Raw genomic sequence first — 15,915 nt, 5'->3', positions numbered from 1 at the left:
AAGCATCAAGCGACCTCGCGGACTTCGGATCCGCAAAGGCTGCGATAGAAACGGTTTTGGTCTACCAAATGGGCGTGATCGCCGGCGGCCGCGACACGCCCTTGTTCGATCACCACGATCCGATCCGCCATCGCGAGGGTGCTGGACCGGTGGGTGATCATCACGCCGGTGCGGCCGACCAAGAATTTGCGAAGTGCTTCGTGGATCAGCTGTTCGCTTTCCAAGTCGATTTGGCTGGTCGCTTCGTCCAAGATCAGGATGTCAGGATTTCTCAGGAACGCGCGTGCGAGTGCGATCCGTTGCATCTGCCCACCGGACAGACGCATGCCATCCACGCCCAGCAGCGTTTGGTACCCGTCCGGCGTCTTCTTGCAAATGAAGTCATCGGCAAAGGCAAGCTTGGCGGCGTGGATCACTTCGTCCAAACTTGCGCCCGGGCAACCGTAGCGGATGTTGTTCTCGATCGTGTCTTCAAAGATCACGGTGCGTTGCGTGACCAGCGCGATCCGTTTCCGCAGGTCTCGCGTACGCATCTCGTTGATCGGGACGTCGTTCAGCAACACCTGTCCTGATTGTGGATCATCAAATCGGCACAGCAAGCTGATGATCGTGCTCTTTCCGCTGCCGTTGGGGCCAACGATCGCGACGGTTTCCCCGTGTGGAATCGTGAGGTCGATGCCACGCAGGACTTGCGGGCCAGACGAATATTGGAACTGGACGTCGTCGAAGCGGATGTGCGAGTGGGGGCGTGCGACCGTCTTTGCCGACACGGGATCTTGCACGCGTACGTCCTGGTCGATGATTTCCATCACACGATTGGATGCGGCGATGCCACGTTGCAAGCCGCTCCATACGTCGGCCAGCTTGCGAGCCGGATCGGACGCACCGATCAGGAAGCTAAAGAACAAGAACACTTCGCCTTGTTGAAGCGGTTCGGTGGTGATCCGCAGCCCGAACAGATGCGTTTGTTTGGTCAGTACGAGATAGCCACCGGCCAAGATCGCAAGCGAGACCGTGGTGATCCCCATCATCTCGGTCGTGCCACGTGCCAGCGTGTTGTAAAACTCCATCTTCATGCTGCGGTAGTAATACGCGAGGCTGCCACGGCGCAGGCGGGCGCGTTCGAACGCCTGGGTGTTCGACGCTTTGATCAAGCGGATCCCCGAGAACGAATCGTTCAGCATGCCATAAAGTTGACTCATCTCTTCCATCGCCCGGCGGCTGGCGCGGCGGATCGCGCGGCTGAGCTTCGACATCACGATGGCCAGAATCGGCATCACGATCATCACCAACAACAGCAAGCGTGAGCACACGATCGCGGCGCCGCACAAGCATGCGATCATCTTCAGCGGCTCACGTGTCATCTTGCCGAGCAACGTCGCGACACCGTTGTTGACCAGCGAAACGTCATTGGTCAGGCGAGCGGTCAAATCCGCCGAACCGTTCTCGCCAAAGTTATCTAAGTCCAGGTGGAGTGCTTTGCGAAAGAACAGTTCACGGAGGTCGATCGAAGTCCGACCGGCGACGTATTGAACCCACATCATGTTGGCGACCAGCGCGATCAACTTCAGTGCCGTTCCCACCACCAAGAACGTCAGAATCGCCAACAACGTCCCGAATGCGGTTCGTGGTGCGTACGCGTCGACATACGGTTTCGCCAACGCATACCACTCCGCGCGAGAGGTCGCGCGTTCCAATTCCGTTTGCAGTTCGCTTGGCGATTCGTGACTGTCCGTTGCCAACAATTCGCGGATTTCGACGGCCCGCTGTTCGTTCGTCTCAATCGTTTCGTCGACATACTGGGCGACCGATTTGCCGGCAAAGACGATGTCGACCATCGGCAAGACCGCGCTGATGTTCGCGCTCCACAACACCGCGATCGCCAGTGAAGAAAGGACGATCCCGATCAGGGCCCACCAGCGGCGGACGGCGAGACGAAGTACACGTGCGAAGGGGCTGGTCACCGAGCCATCCATGGTCACTGTGGGCGTTGTTGCTAGCAATCAAGTCATTAGGGTGAACGGCTGGTTGATTTTCGAGTGTCGTCTTTCGTTCCGCGAAAGTAGCGTTTTCTTCTACTGCTTTCGCGGAGCAGAAAGCGCCCTTGGGAGAGAACGAATTTGAAAATCAGCAGGCCGTCAAACCCCGGACGAGCTTTTAGCAGGAGGGCGCCGTGACGTCCAGACTTTCGTGTGGGTGTGGGTGATTTAGATGGGGGTGGGGAGGGAAAGATCGGCTAAAGCCTAGACTCCAGCGCGGATGCCCCAATCAGCCGCATTCGCGATAGCGAGCGGTTGAGTGGTTTCGAGGTTGTTGGGTGGCGGGAGACCCGAGAGAAAAATCGGCTAAAGCCTAGACTCCAGCGGGCTAGAAAATGCCGGCTCCGAACTGGTCGTTGTCGTCGCTGGCGGGATTGGCGACTTGCTTGTCCAGTTTTGGTTCTTCGGTGCGTTGCTTGGGCGCGTTCGGCGATTTGTGAGCTTGGTCGATGAACGCGGTTTCGACATCTTCGCCGGCGTCACCGAAATCATCGTCGTAGCGCGACCGATACCCGGGTTGGTTGTATCGGCTGAGTTCAATTTCGAACTCTTCGATCACCGCGTCTTGGATCAGTTCGCGACAACCGCTGTTAATCGGATGGGCCACATCGGCATACAGCTTTTGTGGTGAATCGAGCGCACCGTCGCTGTCAAACGAAAGCTTCGCACCGCAATGATTGCAATAGTTGGCACGCAAGTGATTCTTTTGATGACATCGATCACAATGACCGGTCAACTTGCGGCTGGGCATGGCGACGAAAGGGCCGTTCGAGCCATCGATGATTTTCAAGTCGCGAACGACAAAGCATCCATCGATGGTGATGGAACAAAACGCACGCAGTCGATCTTCGGATGACTCCATGAGTTTGATTCGGATCTCCGTGATTTCCACAATCTTCACTCCCTCTCTGATGTCGGCGCTTTAACTCGGATCGAACTCAATTGATGCGGCCGCAGAAACACTCCGTGTTGCTCGCCATAAGGTCGGTGCTGAATGAATCGCTCGAAGCTGTTCGAAAGCCTGTTGTGCGTGCTCTGCATCACGCGCTATCCCGAAACATGCCGACCCGCTACCGGTTAGTTGACACGGTTGGAGTCCAGATTGCCACAGTGATTCCAACAATTCACTCAGCTCGGGCAGAATTTCTAACGCCGGTTCACTCAGCCGATTCATCATCGTGGTTGATAATCCATCAACTTGACCGTGGTCCAGCGCAGCGATTAACCCTGTGGATGTCATCGGCTGTTGCGGTACTCGAAGCCTGCGATAAACATCAATTGTCGGTAGGCTCGCACAGGGATAGCCGACGACAAAGTGGAGATCTGTGCGCATGTTAACCGGCCGAAGGATCTCACCACGCCCCGACGCATGACACGCCCACACCGCCGGCTCAGGCAGTGCATCCGCAGCCAATGGCAAGAAAAACGGTACGTCGCTTCCGATTGATGCGGCAAGCTCATGCAACACCGCGTGTTCGTCGGCTTTGCCATGAATCGCGGCAGCACAACTGATCGCGTGCGCCGCGTCGCTACTTGCGCCCCCCATGCCAGCGCCCGCCGGGATCCGTTTCTTGAGTTGAACACGAAATCCACCTTCGATGGCGAACTGGCGTCGAAATGCTTCCAAAGCACGAACGACTAAATTGCGATCGTCGGTTGGGATTCCAAGCAATTGCTGTGCGGCTTCCCCATTCGGTTCCAAACCCAACTCACCAGCAACGTCTTCGAATGAAGGCAACCAACTTGCACTCAGTTCGATGACGGGTTCAGGAATCGACTCCACCGTCAGCTCATCACGCAAATCGATTGCTGTCATCACAGTGTCGATTTCGTGATAACCGTCGTTTCGCTTGGCAGGGATCTCGAGGAACAGGTTCAGCTTGGCTGGCGGCGAGGTACGAACTTTCATGGCGCGTGTCGGTAGCAACCTGCAGTCGTGCAGGGATTCAAAGCGTGATCAGATGAGAGGAAAGGTTGTTTGCCAGAGCAGCGGTTGCGTTGACAACTACAGTCGCTCGTCGGACCACAGTTTCAACAGTTCGACCAAGTGTTCGGTGGCGGCGACCATTTCGTCCAAGCAAGCGAATTCACGAACGCTGTGGATGTTGTGTTGTCCGCTGGATAGGTTGGGTGTTGGCAAGCCTTTTTCGGTCAGTACGCTGCCGTCGGTCCCGCCACGGATGATTTCCTTTTTGAAGGGTCGACCTAGATTCTTGAACGCTTTGACGGCGAGATCGATCGATTGTGGAAGGTTGGCCAAGCCTTCGCCCAAGTTGCGATATTGTTTGCGGACTTCGACGACAACTTTTAATCCCGGCCAGTCGCTTTCAACTTGGGCAGCGATTTTACGAAGCTGATCAGCGTATCCGCCCAAGTCATCGGTATCGAACGAACGCAGAATCAAATCCACGGTGACTTCGGCGACTTGACCGACGATCGTATTGGCATGGATAAAGCCTTGTCGACCGGCGGTCGTCTCGGGCGTGTCGGTTTCCCGCGGCAATGCGGCGATAAAATCTGCCGCGCCTCGCAGTGCATTGATCATGCGGTCTTTGGCGATCGCGGGGTGAATGCTGTCGCCGATGAATTTGACCGTCGCACCATCCGCCGAAAACGTTTCGACGTCGATGATGCCTTCGCCACCACCGTCAAGCGTGTACGCGACATCGGCGGCAAGAGCTTGCAAGTCGATCTTGTCGGTCCCGTGTCCGATCTCCTCATCGCAAGTAAAGACGACTTTCAAATCACCGTGCAACAGTTGTGGATTTTCGAGCAGCGTTTGGGCTAGTTCGGCGATGATCGCGACGCCGGCTTTGTCATCGCCGCCAAGCAGCGTCGTGCCGTCGGTGGTGATCAGCGTCTTGCCAACCAACTCTTTCAAATCCGGGCACGCATCGGGAGTGATTACCTCGCCGCTTTCAAGTGGAATGTTGCCACCAGGATAGGACTCGATGACCTGCGGACGAACCGAATGACCAGGTGCGTCAGGCGAGGTGTCAACATGGGCCAGCAGTGCGACGACGGGCGCGTGGTCCGCTTTGACGTTCGACGGGATCGTCGCATAAACCAAACCGTGTTCGTCTTGGCGAACGTCACTCGCACCCATGTCAACCAACTCTTGGGCCAGGATCTTGCCCAGGTCACGCTGGCATTCGGTGCTGGGGTACTGATCGCTCTTGGGGTTCGCGGTGGTCCCCACCTGGACGTATTTCAGAAAGCGTTCCAAGAGTCGCTGACGATTGATTTGGATCATGGTGATTTGCACAGGTCAGGGGATGTTTGCTGGCCGAAGCCAAGTGTTTTGCTGGTCGGGAGCACTGGGATGCGGCACAATGGCGAGTCAAGCCAAAAACGCTGCCCGCCTATCTTATGCACGGGACGCGGATATGATGGCAATGGACAAACCTTGGTCAAATAACGTGATTCCGGCGAAGGACTCGGTGGATTTGGATGCCTGAAGAAGTTTCCCATTTAGTATTCGATTGCGAAAGTATCGCCGATGGCAACCTGATTGCCAAAGTCCGTTATCCGGGCGAATCGCTGTCACCGAGTGACGCGATCAAGCGATACCAAGACGAATTGATGGAAGAAAAGGGAACGACATTCATTCCGCACACCTTCCAAGTTCCGATCTCGGTGGTGATTGCCAAAGTCGATCGCAACTTCGGTTTGATCGACGTGGTGTCACTGGACGAACCGACCTTCCGCAGCCACGTGATCACCGCACACTTCTGGAAAGGCTGGGAAGTTTACAAGCGACCGCAATGGGTGACGTTCAACGGGCGTTCGTTTGACCTGCCGTTGATGGAGCTCGCCGCGTTCCGATACGGCATTTCGATCCCCGCTTGGTTCTCCAACGAAGGGTATCGTTCGCCCCGCAATCGCTACAGCGTCGATTCGCACTTGGACCTGCAGGACTTGCTGACCAACTTTAGCGCCGTTCGCTTTAATGGCGGGCTGAACCTCGCAACCAAAATGCTGGCCAAGCCTGGAAAGATGTCGGTGACCGGCGATCAGGTGCAGCAGCAATACGATGACGGCGACTTGGTCGGAATCAGCGATTATTGTCGCTGCGATGTGTTGGACACCTACTTTGTGTTCCTTCGCGCGATGGTGCTGCACGGCAAGCTGACGCTGGAGCGCGAAGTCGAACTGGTTGCATCAACGAAGAAGTGGATCGAAGACGCGGCCTGCGACTGCAAAGCGTACGAAGCCTATCTCGACCACTGGCAAGATTGGGTCGACCCCTGGGAAAGCGAAGTCGCCGAGACCTAGGGAAGCCTTGTGACGAGGCTCCCGCCTCGTCACACGATGTCTTTCAGGCTCCCGCCTGACCATGCATCCGCCCCAGTCTGCGGCAGGCAGAGCCTGCATCCAGTACGTCACAAGGCCGGAGCCTTGTAACGAGTGTGAGGAGAGAAAAATCGGCTAAAGCCTAGACTCCAGCGTGCAGCGTTCGACCGGGCTAATCGGCGTAGCGATAGTCGGGGTTTGCGGGGTCGAAATCGATTGCGGATAACCCGGTATTCACTTCCACTCGCAAGTAGTTGTACTCCTCGTCCAGCACCGGTTTGCCGCCTGGCGTCGTCGGCCAAGTCCAAGCACAGTACCGAATCGGGATGTTCAAGTCGTTATCGAACAACACGACCGCTTGGTGAAATCGAAAGTGATCTCGCGGTTCGGGGTGAGTGATTGTGACGCGGGTGCACTGGTGGTTACCCAGTTGAGCGGCGGGATCGATTTCCACAAAGCACTCACCGTGCAAACGGTCTTCTTTGGCGACGCCAATGATTTGTTCGAGCAGATTCTCGATGCCGATCGAGCGGATCGAATACCGCTGGCCGCGCATCGCCAGGGAACCTTCGGGATCCAGGTGAAGCGTCAGCAGGCCAGCCAATCCGCCCTGATGGACCACGATTTTTCCTTCGTTTTCGTTCTCAACCCAGATAACTTCGCGGCCTTTGACTGAGCTGGGTTTTAGATAATCCAGGTAAACGCTCATCGGCGCCAGCATCTGACCCGAATCAACTTTGCGATTTTTGATTTTCAGGTGCGCGAATTGCAGGGGTGGCAAGTTCCCGTCAACGCGGCATCGTTTGGCGAAAAGTGCTGTGTAATCGTTGACGTTGGCCCGAACGTGCCTCAGGCTTTCTTCGGCCAATCGCAATGCCGGATCGATCGGATGAGTTCGAAGATCCAAATCGGCCTTGCGAAAACTGACGGGGGTCGCGTCCAACTCGTGCGAGTGGCTGACGGCGGGGGGATCGGCGACCAAGAGGGAGGTCCAGCCGAAAAGAGTCATCAACACGACGGCGACGCGTGATGATCGAGCAAAAGAACGCATAACACAGTCTACCGGTGGGAAGAAAAGAGAAGACCGCTTCGATCGAAGACGACTAGATGTAGAGTCGGTTTTCCGATTGCCATATTCGATATAGTTCTTCTACGATTAAAAAAACAAGGTCAGATTCACGATTGGGCATTGACAGCGACGAATGAGTTCAATGACGGAAAACAGCCGAGAGTAATACGAGCCATGCGAACGATCTCATCCGATACCCTGGTCCTCAGCGGCCACGTTGCATCCGGTTTCGAACCGGTCGCCGAAGCGTTCGCAGAAAATTTTCGCTCGCGTGGTGAACGCGGAGCCGCCTGTGCGATCTATCATCGCGGCGAAAAAGTCGTCGACTTGTGGGCCGGCACCCGATGTCATCGAAGCGGTATGCCATGGAACGAAGACACGCTTTCGCTCGTCTTCTCGGTGACGAAAGGGATGGCCGCGGCCGCCATGGCAGTTGCCCACGGACGGGGCTATTTCGAATTGGACGCGCCCGTCGCCGAGTACTGGCCCGAATTCGGATGCCGTGGCAAACAAGCGATCACGATCCGGCAGCTGCTGGCACACCAAGCCGGCCTGATCACGATCGACAACTCGATCACCCCGCAAGACCTCGCCAACCAAGACTTACTCGGCGAGTTGCTGGCCAACCAAGAGCCTCTTTGGACCCCCGGAAATCGGCACGGCTATCACACGTTCACGCTGGGTTGGTACCAAAACGAACTGATCCGCCGCACCGACCCGCACGGCCGATCGCTGGGGCAGTTCTTTCGTGACGAAATCGCCGAGCCGCTCGACGCACCGTTTTATATTGGGCTGCCCGATTCGATCCCTGCCGATCAGATCAGCCAAACACACGGCTATCACAAGATCCGTGCCCTCGCCCACCTGAACGAATTGCCGCCGGGAATGATCATGGCCGGCATCTGGCCACGATCACTGACGGCGCGGTCCGTGAAGTTCATGCACCTCGGTGACCCCGCAGCGCTGGCCGAACCCGAGTTTCGCCGCGTCGAAATCCCATCGGCTGGCGGCTTTGGCCAAGCCCGCGCGGTGGCCAAGATCTACGACGCGTTGGCGCGAGGTGGCGAAGCATTGGGCCTATCCGACAACACCTTTGCCGAACTCTGCCGCCCGGCTGAGCTGCCCATTCGCGGTTCTCGCGATGCGGTGTTAAAGCTTGATGTCGCGTACGGGTTTGGATTTTCAAAACCCAGTGATGGGTTCCAATTCGGAAGCGATGAAGCCGCCTTTGGCTGTCCTGGCGCCGGCGGTTGCTTCGGGATGGCAGACCCGTCGAAGCAACTTTCGTTCGCTTACTTGACCAACACGATGAGCTTCCGAATCTTCGATGATCCGCGCGAACGAGCCATCCGCGAAGAACTCTATCGCTGCATCGATTCGGCAGCAGGCGTTCGAAGAAGCCTCGCCGCGTAGCCGCTACTTCGCATCGTCAGAACGTTTTTCGAAGAACCTGCCCAGTGGCCCGGCAAGAATTGCGGGCAGCAAGATTAGGTCGCCGACCAAGGCGGATAGCAACAGCAGGACCATCAAGTACGCGAAGTGCAGCACTGGCACAAAGGTGCTGAGTGCGAACACGATCAGGCCTGACGAACAGATCAACGTCGTATGCACCATCGCGCCAGAGCATCGGCTGAATGCGTCACGAATCGCGTCGTGCCGAGACAGACCTTCGTCGATGCCACGACGAAACCAAGTCAGCAGGTGAACGGTGTCGTCCACCGCGATTCCCAGCGCCGCACTGGCCGTCATCACCGAACCGATTTGCACCGGGATGCCGCACCACTGCACGCCGCCAAACACGATCACTGCCGGAAAGATATTGGGCAGCATCGTCAAGCAGGTCGCGCCAATACTGCGCAGCACGAACAGCAACACAAACGCGATGATTCCGAACGCGACCAGAAAGCTGCGGAACAAGTCCATCAGCAGTTGCCGCTGGGCTTTATAAATCAACGGGATCACACCCGTGAAAGTCCCTTTGATGTTCTGCTCGTCCAGGGTCGGCGATACCGTTTTCTCGATCCGCTCGGCCAACAACCCATAATCAAGGTTCCCGATCGCGTCGGCTCGTACCGAGATTCGCCACAGGATTTCTTGATCCGTTTCGCGCAAGTACCGCGTCTCGGTCAATTGATCATGGATCGATTTACCGTTGATGACTTTGCGAACGACGATATCGCGGACCGTGTGACCGCGCGGCAAAGCGGGGCTGAAGTTGAATGCCGACATCGTGGCCACGTAGTCGCCAATCTTGGCAATTTGTGATTGGACTTTGGCAACCAATTTGATTTGCTCCACCCGATCACGGGCGTCCGACTTGTCGAAGTGCACAACCACTTCCAGCGGCACCATCGGGCCGACATGTTCTTCCAACCAACGGTAATCGTTGATCACGTCGCTGTCCGGCAAGAATCGATCTTGCAGCCGTACGGTCGATTGGATGGACGGAATTCGTGAGCCACAAACCGCCATCACCGCGATGCACCCAATCGCCAGCCAAGCGTGTCGCCCGATGATGAAATCGGCAAAGCGACGCGCCAACCGCGATTGTTCGACAACAGGCTTGCTACGGATACGCGGCGGAAAAACACGCAGTGCCGCTGGCAACAATACGAATAGACTGATCACGCTCAGCACGACGCCGATCGACGAGAACAAACCGAACTCTTGAATCGGTTCGATCTTGCTGAAGATCAACGAGATCAATCCGATTGCCGTCGTCAGTGCGGCGAGCGAACATGGAACCCAGCCGTGCGAGACGGCCAAGCGAACGGGTGAGATGCCTTCGGGGTTGTCTTCGAGTGCGTCGCGATAGTAGTTCGCCAAGTGGACCGCCGACGAGACCGTCAAGACATAGATCAGCGGTGGCAGCATCGTCATCAACAGATTCATACGGCTGCCGGTGACATACAACACGCCGAGCGACATGCCGGTGCAGTAGATCGCTGTGACCAAAACGGCGATCGCCAACTGGATACTTTGCAGACGAAATGACGCGACACAAAACGAAACGATTGCAGACAGGCCCGCCAAGCTAAAGAGCAGCTTGCGGCTTTCGGCATCGATCATTGCGGCGTCGACGGTGGGGCCGGCAAGCTTGAGTTCGTCCGCAGGGATCCCGACGAGTTCTGCGGCTTGCTTTTCGATTTCGGCAACCGCACCGGTACGGTCGTCTTGGCCGTCGGGGGAGGTCGTCAGGATTAAACAGGTCGAGAGGTGGTCTGCCCCGATCAGGGACCCCGTCAAGCGATTGATCGCGGCTTCACGCGACAGGCTTAACGGCGAACTCATTAATCGCTCGACGGTGGATTGGCCCGTGCGAACCGATTGAAAGTATTTGGTCGCGGCCAATGACTCGGCCAATTCCGTGGCGCGTGGGTCATCCAAATCACAGCCTGGCCAACTGACCACGGCAATTTCGTCGGTGCCGAACTGCTCGCCGAACCAGTCGTAAGTTTCGGTTGCTGCAAAAGACTTCGGCAGCCACTGGCGTGGATCGTTGGATGTACTACGCAGCGCCTTGATCGCCGCGAACACCACCAACGGTGCAAAGATTGCGGCGATCAGCAGGATCGATACCGACGTTTTTGTCCGTTCAACAACGGCAGGCCGATCGACTTCTTCGGGCGTCGGTGCGGCTCCGGAAGGATGGTCGCCAGTCGGGTCAGCGTGATCAGAGTGGGACAAATCGATTATTCGTCGAAGCAGGTTGGCAAGAACTCTTCCAACAGGTCCGCAAAGGCCTCGGGGCGTTCCCAGTTTGGCGCGTGTCCGCAGTCATCGATAAATTCCAACCGCGAGCCTTTGATACGACGTTGAAATTCACGCCCCGTCGATGGCGGCGTGATCGTATCTTGGTGACCCCAGATGATCATCGTTGGGAGGTCTAGTTTTGACAGTTCTTTTTCGACCGTCCGATCACGTGTCGCACGCGACACTCGCAAAATGAATCGCACGTAGTCACGATCGGTCACCGACTTGTACCACTCGTCAATCAACTCGTCGGTGACGAGTTCCTGGCGAAAAACGATATCGCCAACCGTTTTGCGAATGTACTCGCGTGACGGTCGTGGACGCATGCCGCCGATCGGGCTCCGCTCGAAAAGACCCGCGCTACCGGCGAGCACCAAGCCCTTGGCATAATCGTTTTGGCTGGCACACAGGTCAATTGCCACCAGACCGCCAAGTGAATTTCCGCACAGGACAAAGGGCTCGATCTGCATCGCGTCGATCATTTGGCGAACTTGATTGCTCAAGTCCGCGATCGCACTGATTCCGTGTTTGCGGCGACCGGGCTGGTAATCGACAGGCAATTGGGGAGCGATCACACGGTAGCGACTCGCCAGTCGCTCCATCACATCTTGCCAGTGCTTTGGCGATCCGAATAAGCCATGCAGGAACAGAACGGTTTGGTCCCCGCTGCCCATCTCGACGACCTGTTTCGGATCAATTCCGGTCGTCTTTTCGGCCTGCGTATCGGAAGAACGTTTGAGAAGCACAGACGGAATATCGGTCGAACGAAGTTGAAAAATCCTAGATGAGAGAGAGCTTTGAGGTCCCATTCGGGCCGCTTCAAAGCATTCCCGCATACAAAACCCTGGCGCTCCTGCGGTCGCATTCTAGCTAGTCACGTGAAGTTGGTCGAATCGGTTTCTTTCGTCTATGCGAAAAATTGCAATGCACGCGATTTATTGCGTAAGGCGGGGGTTTTAGCGAAGTACCTGCCGCAAGCGGATCCGTTCGTCCTCGTTATTCGTCAGAATCGTCCTCGCCCATCCATCAACATCGATGTTGTTGCGGCTCAGGCTGCCTGAAATGGGGGTATGATTTCCGCTGGTTGTGACTGGTTCGCGGCGTCAATACGTCTTGGGCGAGTCGTGCGTGGGGCGTGCGTAAGTCATGTCCCGCTTTGATATCAACTCATCTTTTTTCGGGACAATACACATGCGGCTTCGAAGTCTTCGTCAGCCCCTCGCTGCCCTTTTGTTGCTCACTCCGGCCGGCACGTCCTCGGCTGAGTGGCCGGGTTGGATGGGGCCGAACCGTGACAATCGCCCTAGTGATTTGAAACTGCCAGCCGATTTCACCGCCAAAGCGCCGGAAGTGGTTTGGAAAACGCCCACCGCTGGCGGATATTCGGGACCGGCGGTTGCTGGCGGTCGGGTTTACTTGACCGACTATGAATCCAACCAAGACAGCACGGTTGCGAATTTTGAGCGAGCCAAGCTGACCGGCCGCGAACGAGTGCGCTGTCTTGATGCGAGCACTGGCAAGGAATTGTGGAGCCACGCCTACCCCGTTTCCTACTCGATCTCGTACCCGGCGGGGCCGCGCTGCACGCCAATTGTCGATGGCGACACCGTGATCACGTTGGGTGCCGAAGGGCAACTGATCTGTTTCCAAACTCAAGACGGATCGATCGTCTGGAGCAAAGATCTGCCGAAGGAATATTCCACGAAGGTCGCTTTGTGGGGCTATGCAAGTCATCCACTGATCGATGGCGACAAATTGATTTGTGTCGTTGGCGGTACCGGTTCACACGTGGTCGCGTTCAACAAACGCACTGGCGAAGAGATTTGGCGTCAGGGCACGGCCTCGGAGCAAGGCTACGTTCCCCCGACGATTATCAACGCCGGTGGGACGCGTCAATTGATCACCGCTGGAGCCGACGCGGTCAACTGTTTGGATCCCGAGACTGGCAAGGTTTACTGGACGACACCGTATGAAGCGACCAACGGTTCGATCATCATGTCACCGGTGACGACAACCATCGATGGCAAAACGTACTTGTACATTGGCGGCTACTCCAACAAGAACCTGCTGCTGGAACTTGCCGATGACAAACCTGCGATGACGGTCGTTTGGCAAGACGAAAATAGGCATGCCATTTCTCCAGTCAACGTACAGCCGATCCTTGACGGAAACATGCTGTACGGGTTTGACCAAAAGGGAACGTTGATGGGCGTCGAGTTGCCATCGGGAGACCGACTTTGGGAAACCGGCCAGCCGATCGCCGAACGTCCGATCCAATCGGCGACCGCATTCATTATGGCACCCAAGGGTGATGATCGTTACTTGATGTTCACTGAACTCGGTGATTTAGTGATCGCCGAGATGACGGCCGATGGATACAACGAAATTGACCGGGCGCACGTCATTGAACCGACCGGGGTTGCTTTCGGACGCCGCGTCGTTTGGAGTGCACCTGCCGTTGATGATGGCAAGCTGTTTATTCGCAACGACAAAGAAATTGTGTGTGTTGACGTGAGCGATCGCTAGTTGGCAAACGTGCTCTGAACGCCGACATAGATCTTTCCGTCGTTATCCGACGGGTCGATGTCAAACATGCGTAGATACAACCGCCCTGTCTGTTTATTGACAAAGTCTTCACCCGGCTTGATCGGAAACGGCTTGGCGGTTTCGAGCTCGGCGGGCGAGCTCGCGATCAGGCCGATGAGTGTGCCGAGTTTGATCCGAGAGTCTTTCGGTTGCAGCTTGTCTGGGATTTGAATTCCTTGATAGTCCGTCTCCATGACGACTTTCCAGGTCCCGCGGACTTCAATGTGGACGGGCATGTCTTGTTGCAACACGACGCCGCTGTCCTGCCATCCCGACTTCGCATCGACCTCGATCACTTTGCGGTCTTGCATCTTTTGCATCTGCATGATGCGGTTTAGGCCCGCTTCGGCTTCGGTGTGTTGTGGGACCAACCTCACCATCGCTTCAAAAACATCGCGAGCTTTATCGAACTGCTTTTTGCGTTCGTATTCGTAGGCAAGCTTTTCCGCTTTGACAATAAAGTCGCGGTGGAGGCTAAGCAGTTGTGGGTCGCTGGGCAGGTCCGGTTGGCTTTGCTCAGGCCTTCTTGCCGCGCGACGTCCCGGTGATTGCCCATACGACTCGATCGTTGGGAAAGCGAATGAAGCGATCGCGACAATCATCAAAAGAAGACGCGAACGTGTAGCACAAGAAAAGAATTGCATAGCCAGACACCGGTCAGAAACGAAACTGCGTGCAGGCCGGTGAGGGGCTGACGTCTTATCCAGAGCCCATCCCGGCACCGCAGAAGCCTACCTTGCAAACAGCGATGCGAACCAAGATGTACTCAGCGAACCGAGCATGAACTGATTACGGCTTCGCGTCGAATTGATGATCGGCGACAAGTTCGTCCAAGTCCAAGCGGTAGAGGACTTGGTTGTAATCGTGACGGGGTGTCGGATCAGTGGTGCTGGAAAATGTGTAGGTATACGTCGCTTCAAATAGCAGCAGCGGAGACCCGTCTTCGGTGAACTCTGGATGCACCTGCGGGTTGTAAAAGGTGTAGCGATTGTGCGTGACGACTTTGATGGCGTCTTTCCACGGCCCGAGCGGCGAATCCGCTTCGGCGTACCAGAGCTCTCCCAGTTGCGAACTGTCTCCGCCAAACTGCGTGAACACGGTGATCCATTTGTCGCGATAGGAATTCCAAGCGATCGCGCCACGGTGTGGGCGAATCGAGTCTTGGTTGTCTTTTGTCGGAATCGATCGCTGCGGTTGAAGAACCTCCCAAGTCGTCGGGTCGAGCCAGGATTCGAAGGTGGCCGGACAACGAAGCGTCGGAAGCGGATCGCCGAACAGCATCCAAGATTTGCCTTCTTCGTCTTGCCATGCAACCGCATGACCTTGCGGGGTCGGCTGCGGGCGGCGTTGATCTTCCGTTTTCTCCCACAGCACTTTGGTGCGCTCAAATTCGTTGGTCGAATCGTTCCAGACACATAGCCCGACTTCGTACTCTTCGAGCGGCGGTCGGATTTTCGAATACGTCGAAACGATTCGGTCGTTGCCCTCGCGGTCTTTTAAGCACGCATTGCCCATCAGCCAAGTCGGGCCGGATCCAGGCATCGGGGCGACATCACGCGGTACACCGGCGTCATCGGTGAAGTAGTCGTATCGCAGTTTGACCGGTGGTTGGAATACGCTCAGGGGTTTCAGATCGGTGACACCGCCGATCGTATTGAATCGGCCCAAGGGATAGCTTGCCAGCGTCGTGTCACCCCAGCACCAGTAAAGCTTGTTCCCGCGGATCGCGTTTTGGACGCTGTCACAACCGAGGATCCGTTGCTCTTGCCAATCCAAATGCTGCCCCAGTTTTTGGCTCTCGGCAAACAGTCCGCCGCCGGTGATTCGTCCCAATCGCTTCGCGGGAAGACGCCGATTGACTTTGATCGTGACCTCTCCGCCTTCTGTTGGGGTCACACGAACACCGCGATAACCGAAGCCGTCTTTGGGAACGGAGTAACCGTGGCCTTCGATTTCCAACCAGACTTCGGTATCCATCAACTCGGGAAGGTCGAATGCGACAACGCCGGCATTGTCAGTCACCATTCGGACATGGTGTGTCGTCCGCAGTTCCACCAAGGGGACCGGCCAGCCATTTTCTGCGTCAATCACTTTGATTTGAAATGGCTCGATCGCGTTGGCGACCGTTCCGAGCAAAAGCATCGCGATTGCCATTAGTGCGCTGACGTTCAATTT

The 15,915-nt window shown here is 56.4% G+C and carries 12 protein-coding genes; 3 read left to right on the top strand and 9 right to left on the bottom strand.

All coding sequences use genetic code 11. The annotated features are described in order from the left end of the window. Positions 1 to 5 precede the first annotated feature (5 nt). From CGZ80_RS08890 to pepT, 4 genes are all read right to left on the bottom strand, one after another. Positions 6 to 1,976 (bottom strand): ABC transporter ATP-binding protein, encoded by a 1,971-nt coding sequence (locus tag CGZ80_RS08890; protein ID WP_094413454.1) that lies wholly within the window; start codon positions 1,974 to 1,976, stop codon positions 6 to 8. A 391-nt stretch (positions 1,977 to 2,367) separates the two neighbouring features. After that, positions 2,368 to 2,901: a SpoVG family protein gene (locus CGZ80_RS08885; RefSeq protein WP_233148318.1), complete on the bottom strand. Its 534-nt coding sequence runs from the start codon at positions 2,899 to 2,901 to the stop codon at positions 2,368 to 2,370. 60 nt (positions 2,902 to 2,961) lie between these two features. After that, positions 2,962 to 3,948 carry a 4-(cytidine 5'-diphospho)-2-C-methyl-D-erythritol kinase gene (locus tag CGZ80_RS08880; protein ID WP_094413452.1) on the bottom strand — a complete coding sequence of 329 codons (987 nt, stop codon included), beginning with the start codon at positions 3,946 to 3,948 and terminating at the stop codon, positions 2,962 to 2,964. 96 nt (positions 3,949 to 4,044) lie between these two features. Continuing rightward, the gene (gene pepT, locus CGZ80_RS08875; protein ID WP_094413450.1) at positions 4,045 to 5,292 is read right to left on the bottom strand and encodes a peptidase T; all 1,248 of its coding nucleotides are present in this window, start codon (positions 5,290 to 5,292) and stop codon (positions 4,045 to 4,047) included. A gap of 197 nt (positions 5,293 to 5,489) precedes the next feature. Here pepT and CGZ80_RS08865 point away from each other — a divergent pair, with 197 nt between their 5' ends. After that, positions 5,490 to 6,314, top strand: a complete 825-nt coding sequence (locus CGZ80_RS08865) for a 3'-5' exonuclease (RefSeq protein ID WP_094413446.1) — start codon at positions 5,490 to 5,492, stop codon at positions 6,312 to 6,314. 190 nt (positions 6,315 to 6,504) lie between these two features. Here the strand turns inward: CGZ80_RS08865 and CGZ80_RS08860 are convergent, their stop codons facing one another. Beyond that, positions 6,505 to 7,383 carry a DUF1571 domain-containing protein gene (locus tag CGZ80_RS08860; protein WP_094413444.1) on the bottom strand — a complete coding sequence of 293 codons (879 nt, stop codon included), beginning with the start codon at positions 7,381 to 7,383 and terminating at the stop codon, positions 6,505 to 6,507. Between the two features lie 192 nt (positions 7,384 to 7,575). On the opposite strand from CGZ80_RS08860, the gene CGZ80_RS08855 reads away from it, so the two are divergent. Continuing rightward, positions 7,576 to 8,814, top strand: coding sequence for a serine hydrolase domain-containing protein (locus CGZ80_RS08855; RefSeq protein WP_094413442.1), 1,239 nt, complete (start codon positions 7,576 to 7,578; stop codon positions 8,812 to 8,814). 3 nt (positions 8,815 to 8,817) lie between these two features. Here the strand turns inward: CGZ80_RS08855 and CGZ80_RS08850 are convergent, their stop codons facing one another. Beyond that, a complete protein-coding gene (locus CGZ80_RS08850) occupies positions 8,818 to 11,088 on the bottom strand; it encodes an efflux RND transporter permease subunit (RefSeq protein ID WP_143543811.1) in 2,271 nt (756 codons plus the stop codon). Positions 11,089 to 11,093: 5 nt separating this feature from the next. After that, positions 11,094 to 11,900: an alpha/beta fold hydrolase gene (locus CGZ80_RS08845; protein ID WP_158222618.1), complete on the bottom strand. Its 807-nt coding sequence runs from the start codon at positions 11,898 to 11,900 to the stop codon at positions 11,094 to 11,096. A gap of 445 nt (positions 11,901 to 12,345) precedes the next feature. Here CGZ80_RS08845 and CGZ80_RS08835 point away from each other — a divergent pair, with 445 nt between their 5' ends. Continuing rightward, positions 12,346 to 13,680 (top strand): PQQ-binding-like beta-propeller repeat protein, encoded by a 1,335-nt coding sequence (locus CGZ80_RS08835; protein WP_094413434.1) that lies wholly within the window; start codon positions 12,346 to 12,348, stop codon positions 13,678 to 13,680. Here CGZ80_RS08835 and CGZ80_RS08830 read toward each other — a convergent pair. Together CGZ80_RS08830 and CGZ80_RS08825 are read right to left on the bottom strand one after the other, a co-directional pair. After that, the gene (locus CGZ80_RS08830) at positions 13,677 to 14,342 is read right to left on the bottom strand and encodes a tetratricopeptide repeat protein (protein WP_143543810.1); all 666 of its coding nucleotides are present in this window, start codon (positions 14,340 to 14,342) and stop codon (positions 13,677 to 13,679) included. The two genes, CGZ80_RS08835 and CGZ80_RS08830, sit on opposite strands and share 4 nt — an antisense overlap. 187 nt (positions 14,343 to 14,529) lie before the next feature. Further along, entirely contained in the window at positions 14,530 to 15,894 is a 1,365-nt protein-coding gene (locus CGZ80_RS08825) for a hypothetical protein (protein ID WP_233148317.1), read from the bottom strand. Between the last annotated feature and the right edge of the window lie 21 nt (positions 15,895 to 15,915).

Origin of the sequence: Rhodopirellula sp. MGV (genome assembly GCF_002251265.1) — a bacterium.
GTDB lineage: Bacteria > Planctomycetota > Planctomycetia > Pirellulales > Pirellulaceae > Stieleria > Stieleria baltica_A.
Note: the sequence above shows the minus strand (reverse complement) of the source record. Positions and strands in the feature narration are given on the sequence as shown.

What these genes read in the sequence shown, in the direction of transcription:
- CGZ80_RS08860 (WP_094413444.1), bottom strand. Translation starts at nt 7,383, where the DNA reads ATGCGTTCTTTTGCTCGATCATCACGCGTCGCCGTCGTGTTGATGACT.
- CGZ80_RS08855 (WP_094413442.1), top strand. Translation starts at nt 7,576, where the DNA reads ATGCGAACGATCTCATCCGATACCCTGGTCCTCAGCGGCCACGTTGCA.
- CGZ80_RS08880 (WP_094413452.1), bottom strand. Translation starts at nt 3,948, where the DNA reads ATGAAAGTTCGTACCTCGCCGCCAGCCAAGCTGAACCTGTTCCTCGAG.
- CGZ80_RS08830 (WP_143543810.1), bottom strand. Translation starts at nt 14,342, where the DNA reads ATGATTGTCGCGATCGCTTCATTCGCTTTCCCAACGATCGAGTCGTAT.
- CGZ80_RS08835 (WP_094413434.1), top strand. Translation starts at nt 12,346, where the DNA reads ATGCGGCTTCGAAGTCTTCGTCAGCCCCTCGCTGCCCTTTTGTTGCTC.
- CGZ80_RS08825 (WP_233148317.1), bottom strand. Translation starts at nt 15,894, where the DNA reads ATGGCAATCGCGATGCTTTTGCTCGGAACGGTCGCCAACGCGATCGAG.
- CGZ80_RS08890 (WP_094413454.1), bottom strand. Translation starts at nt 1,976, where the DNA reads ATGGATGGCTCGGTGACCAGCCCCTTCGCACGTGTACTTCGTCTCGCC.
- CGZ80_RS08885 (WP_233148318.1), bottom strand. Translation starts at nt 2,901, where the DNA reads ATGGAGTCATCCGAAGATCGACTGCGTGCGTTTTGTTCCATCACCATC.
- pepT (WP_094413450.1), bottom strand. Translation starts at nt 5,292, where the DNA reads ATGATCCAAATCAATCGTCAGCGACTCTTGGAACGCTTTCTGAAATAC.
- CGZ80_RS08865 (WP_094413446.1), top strand. Translation starts at nt 5,490, where the DNA reads ATGCCTGAAGAAGTTTCCCATTTAGTATTCGATTGCGAAAGTATCGCC.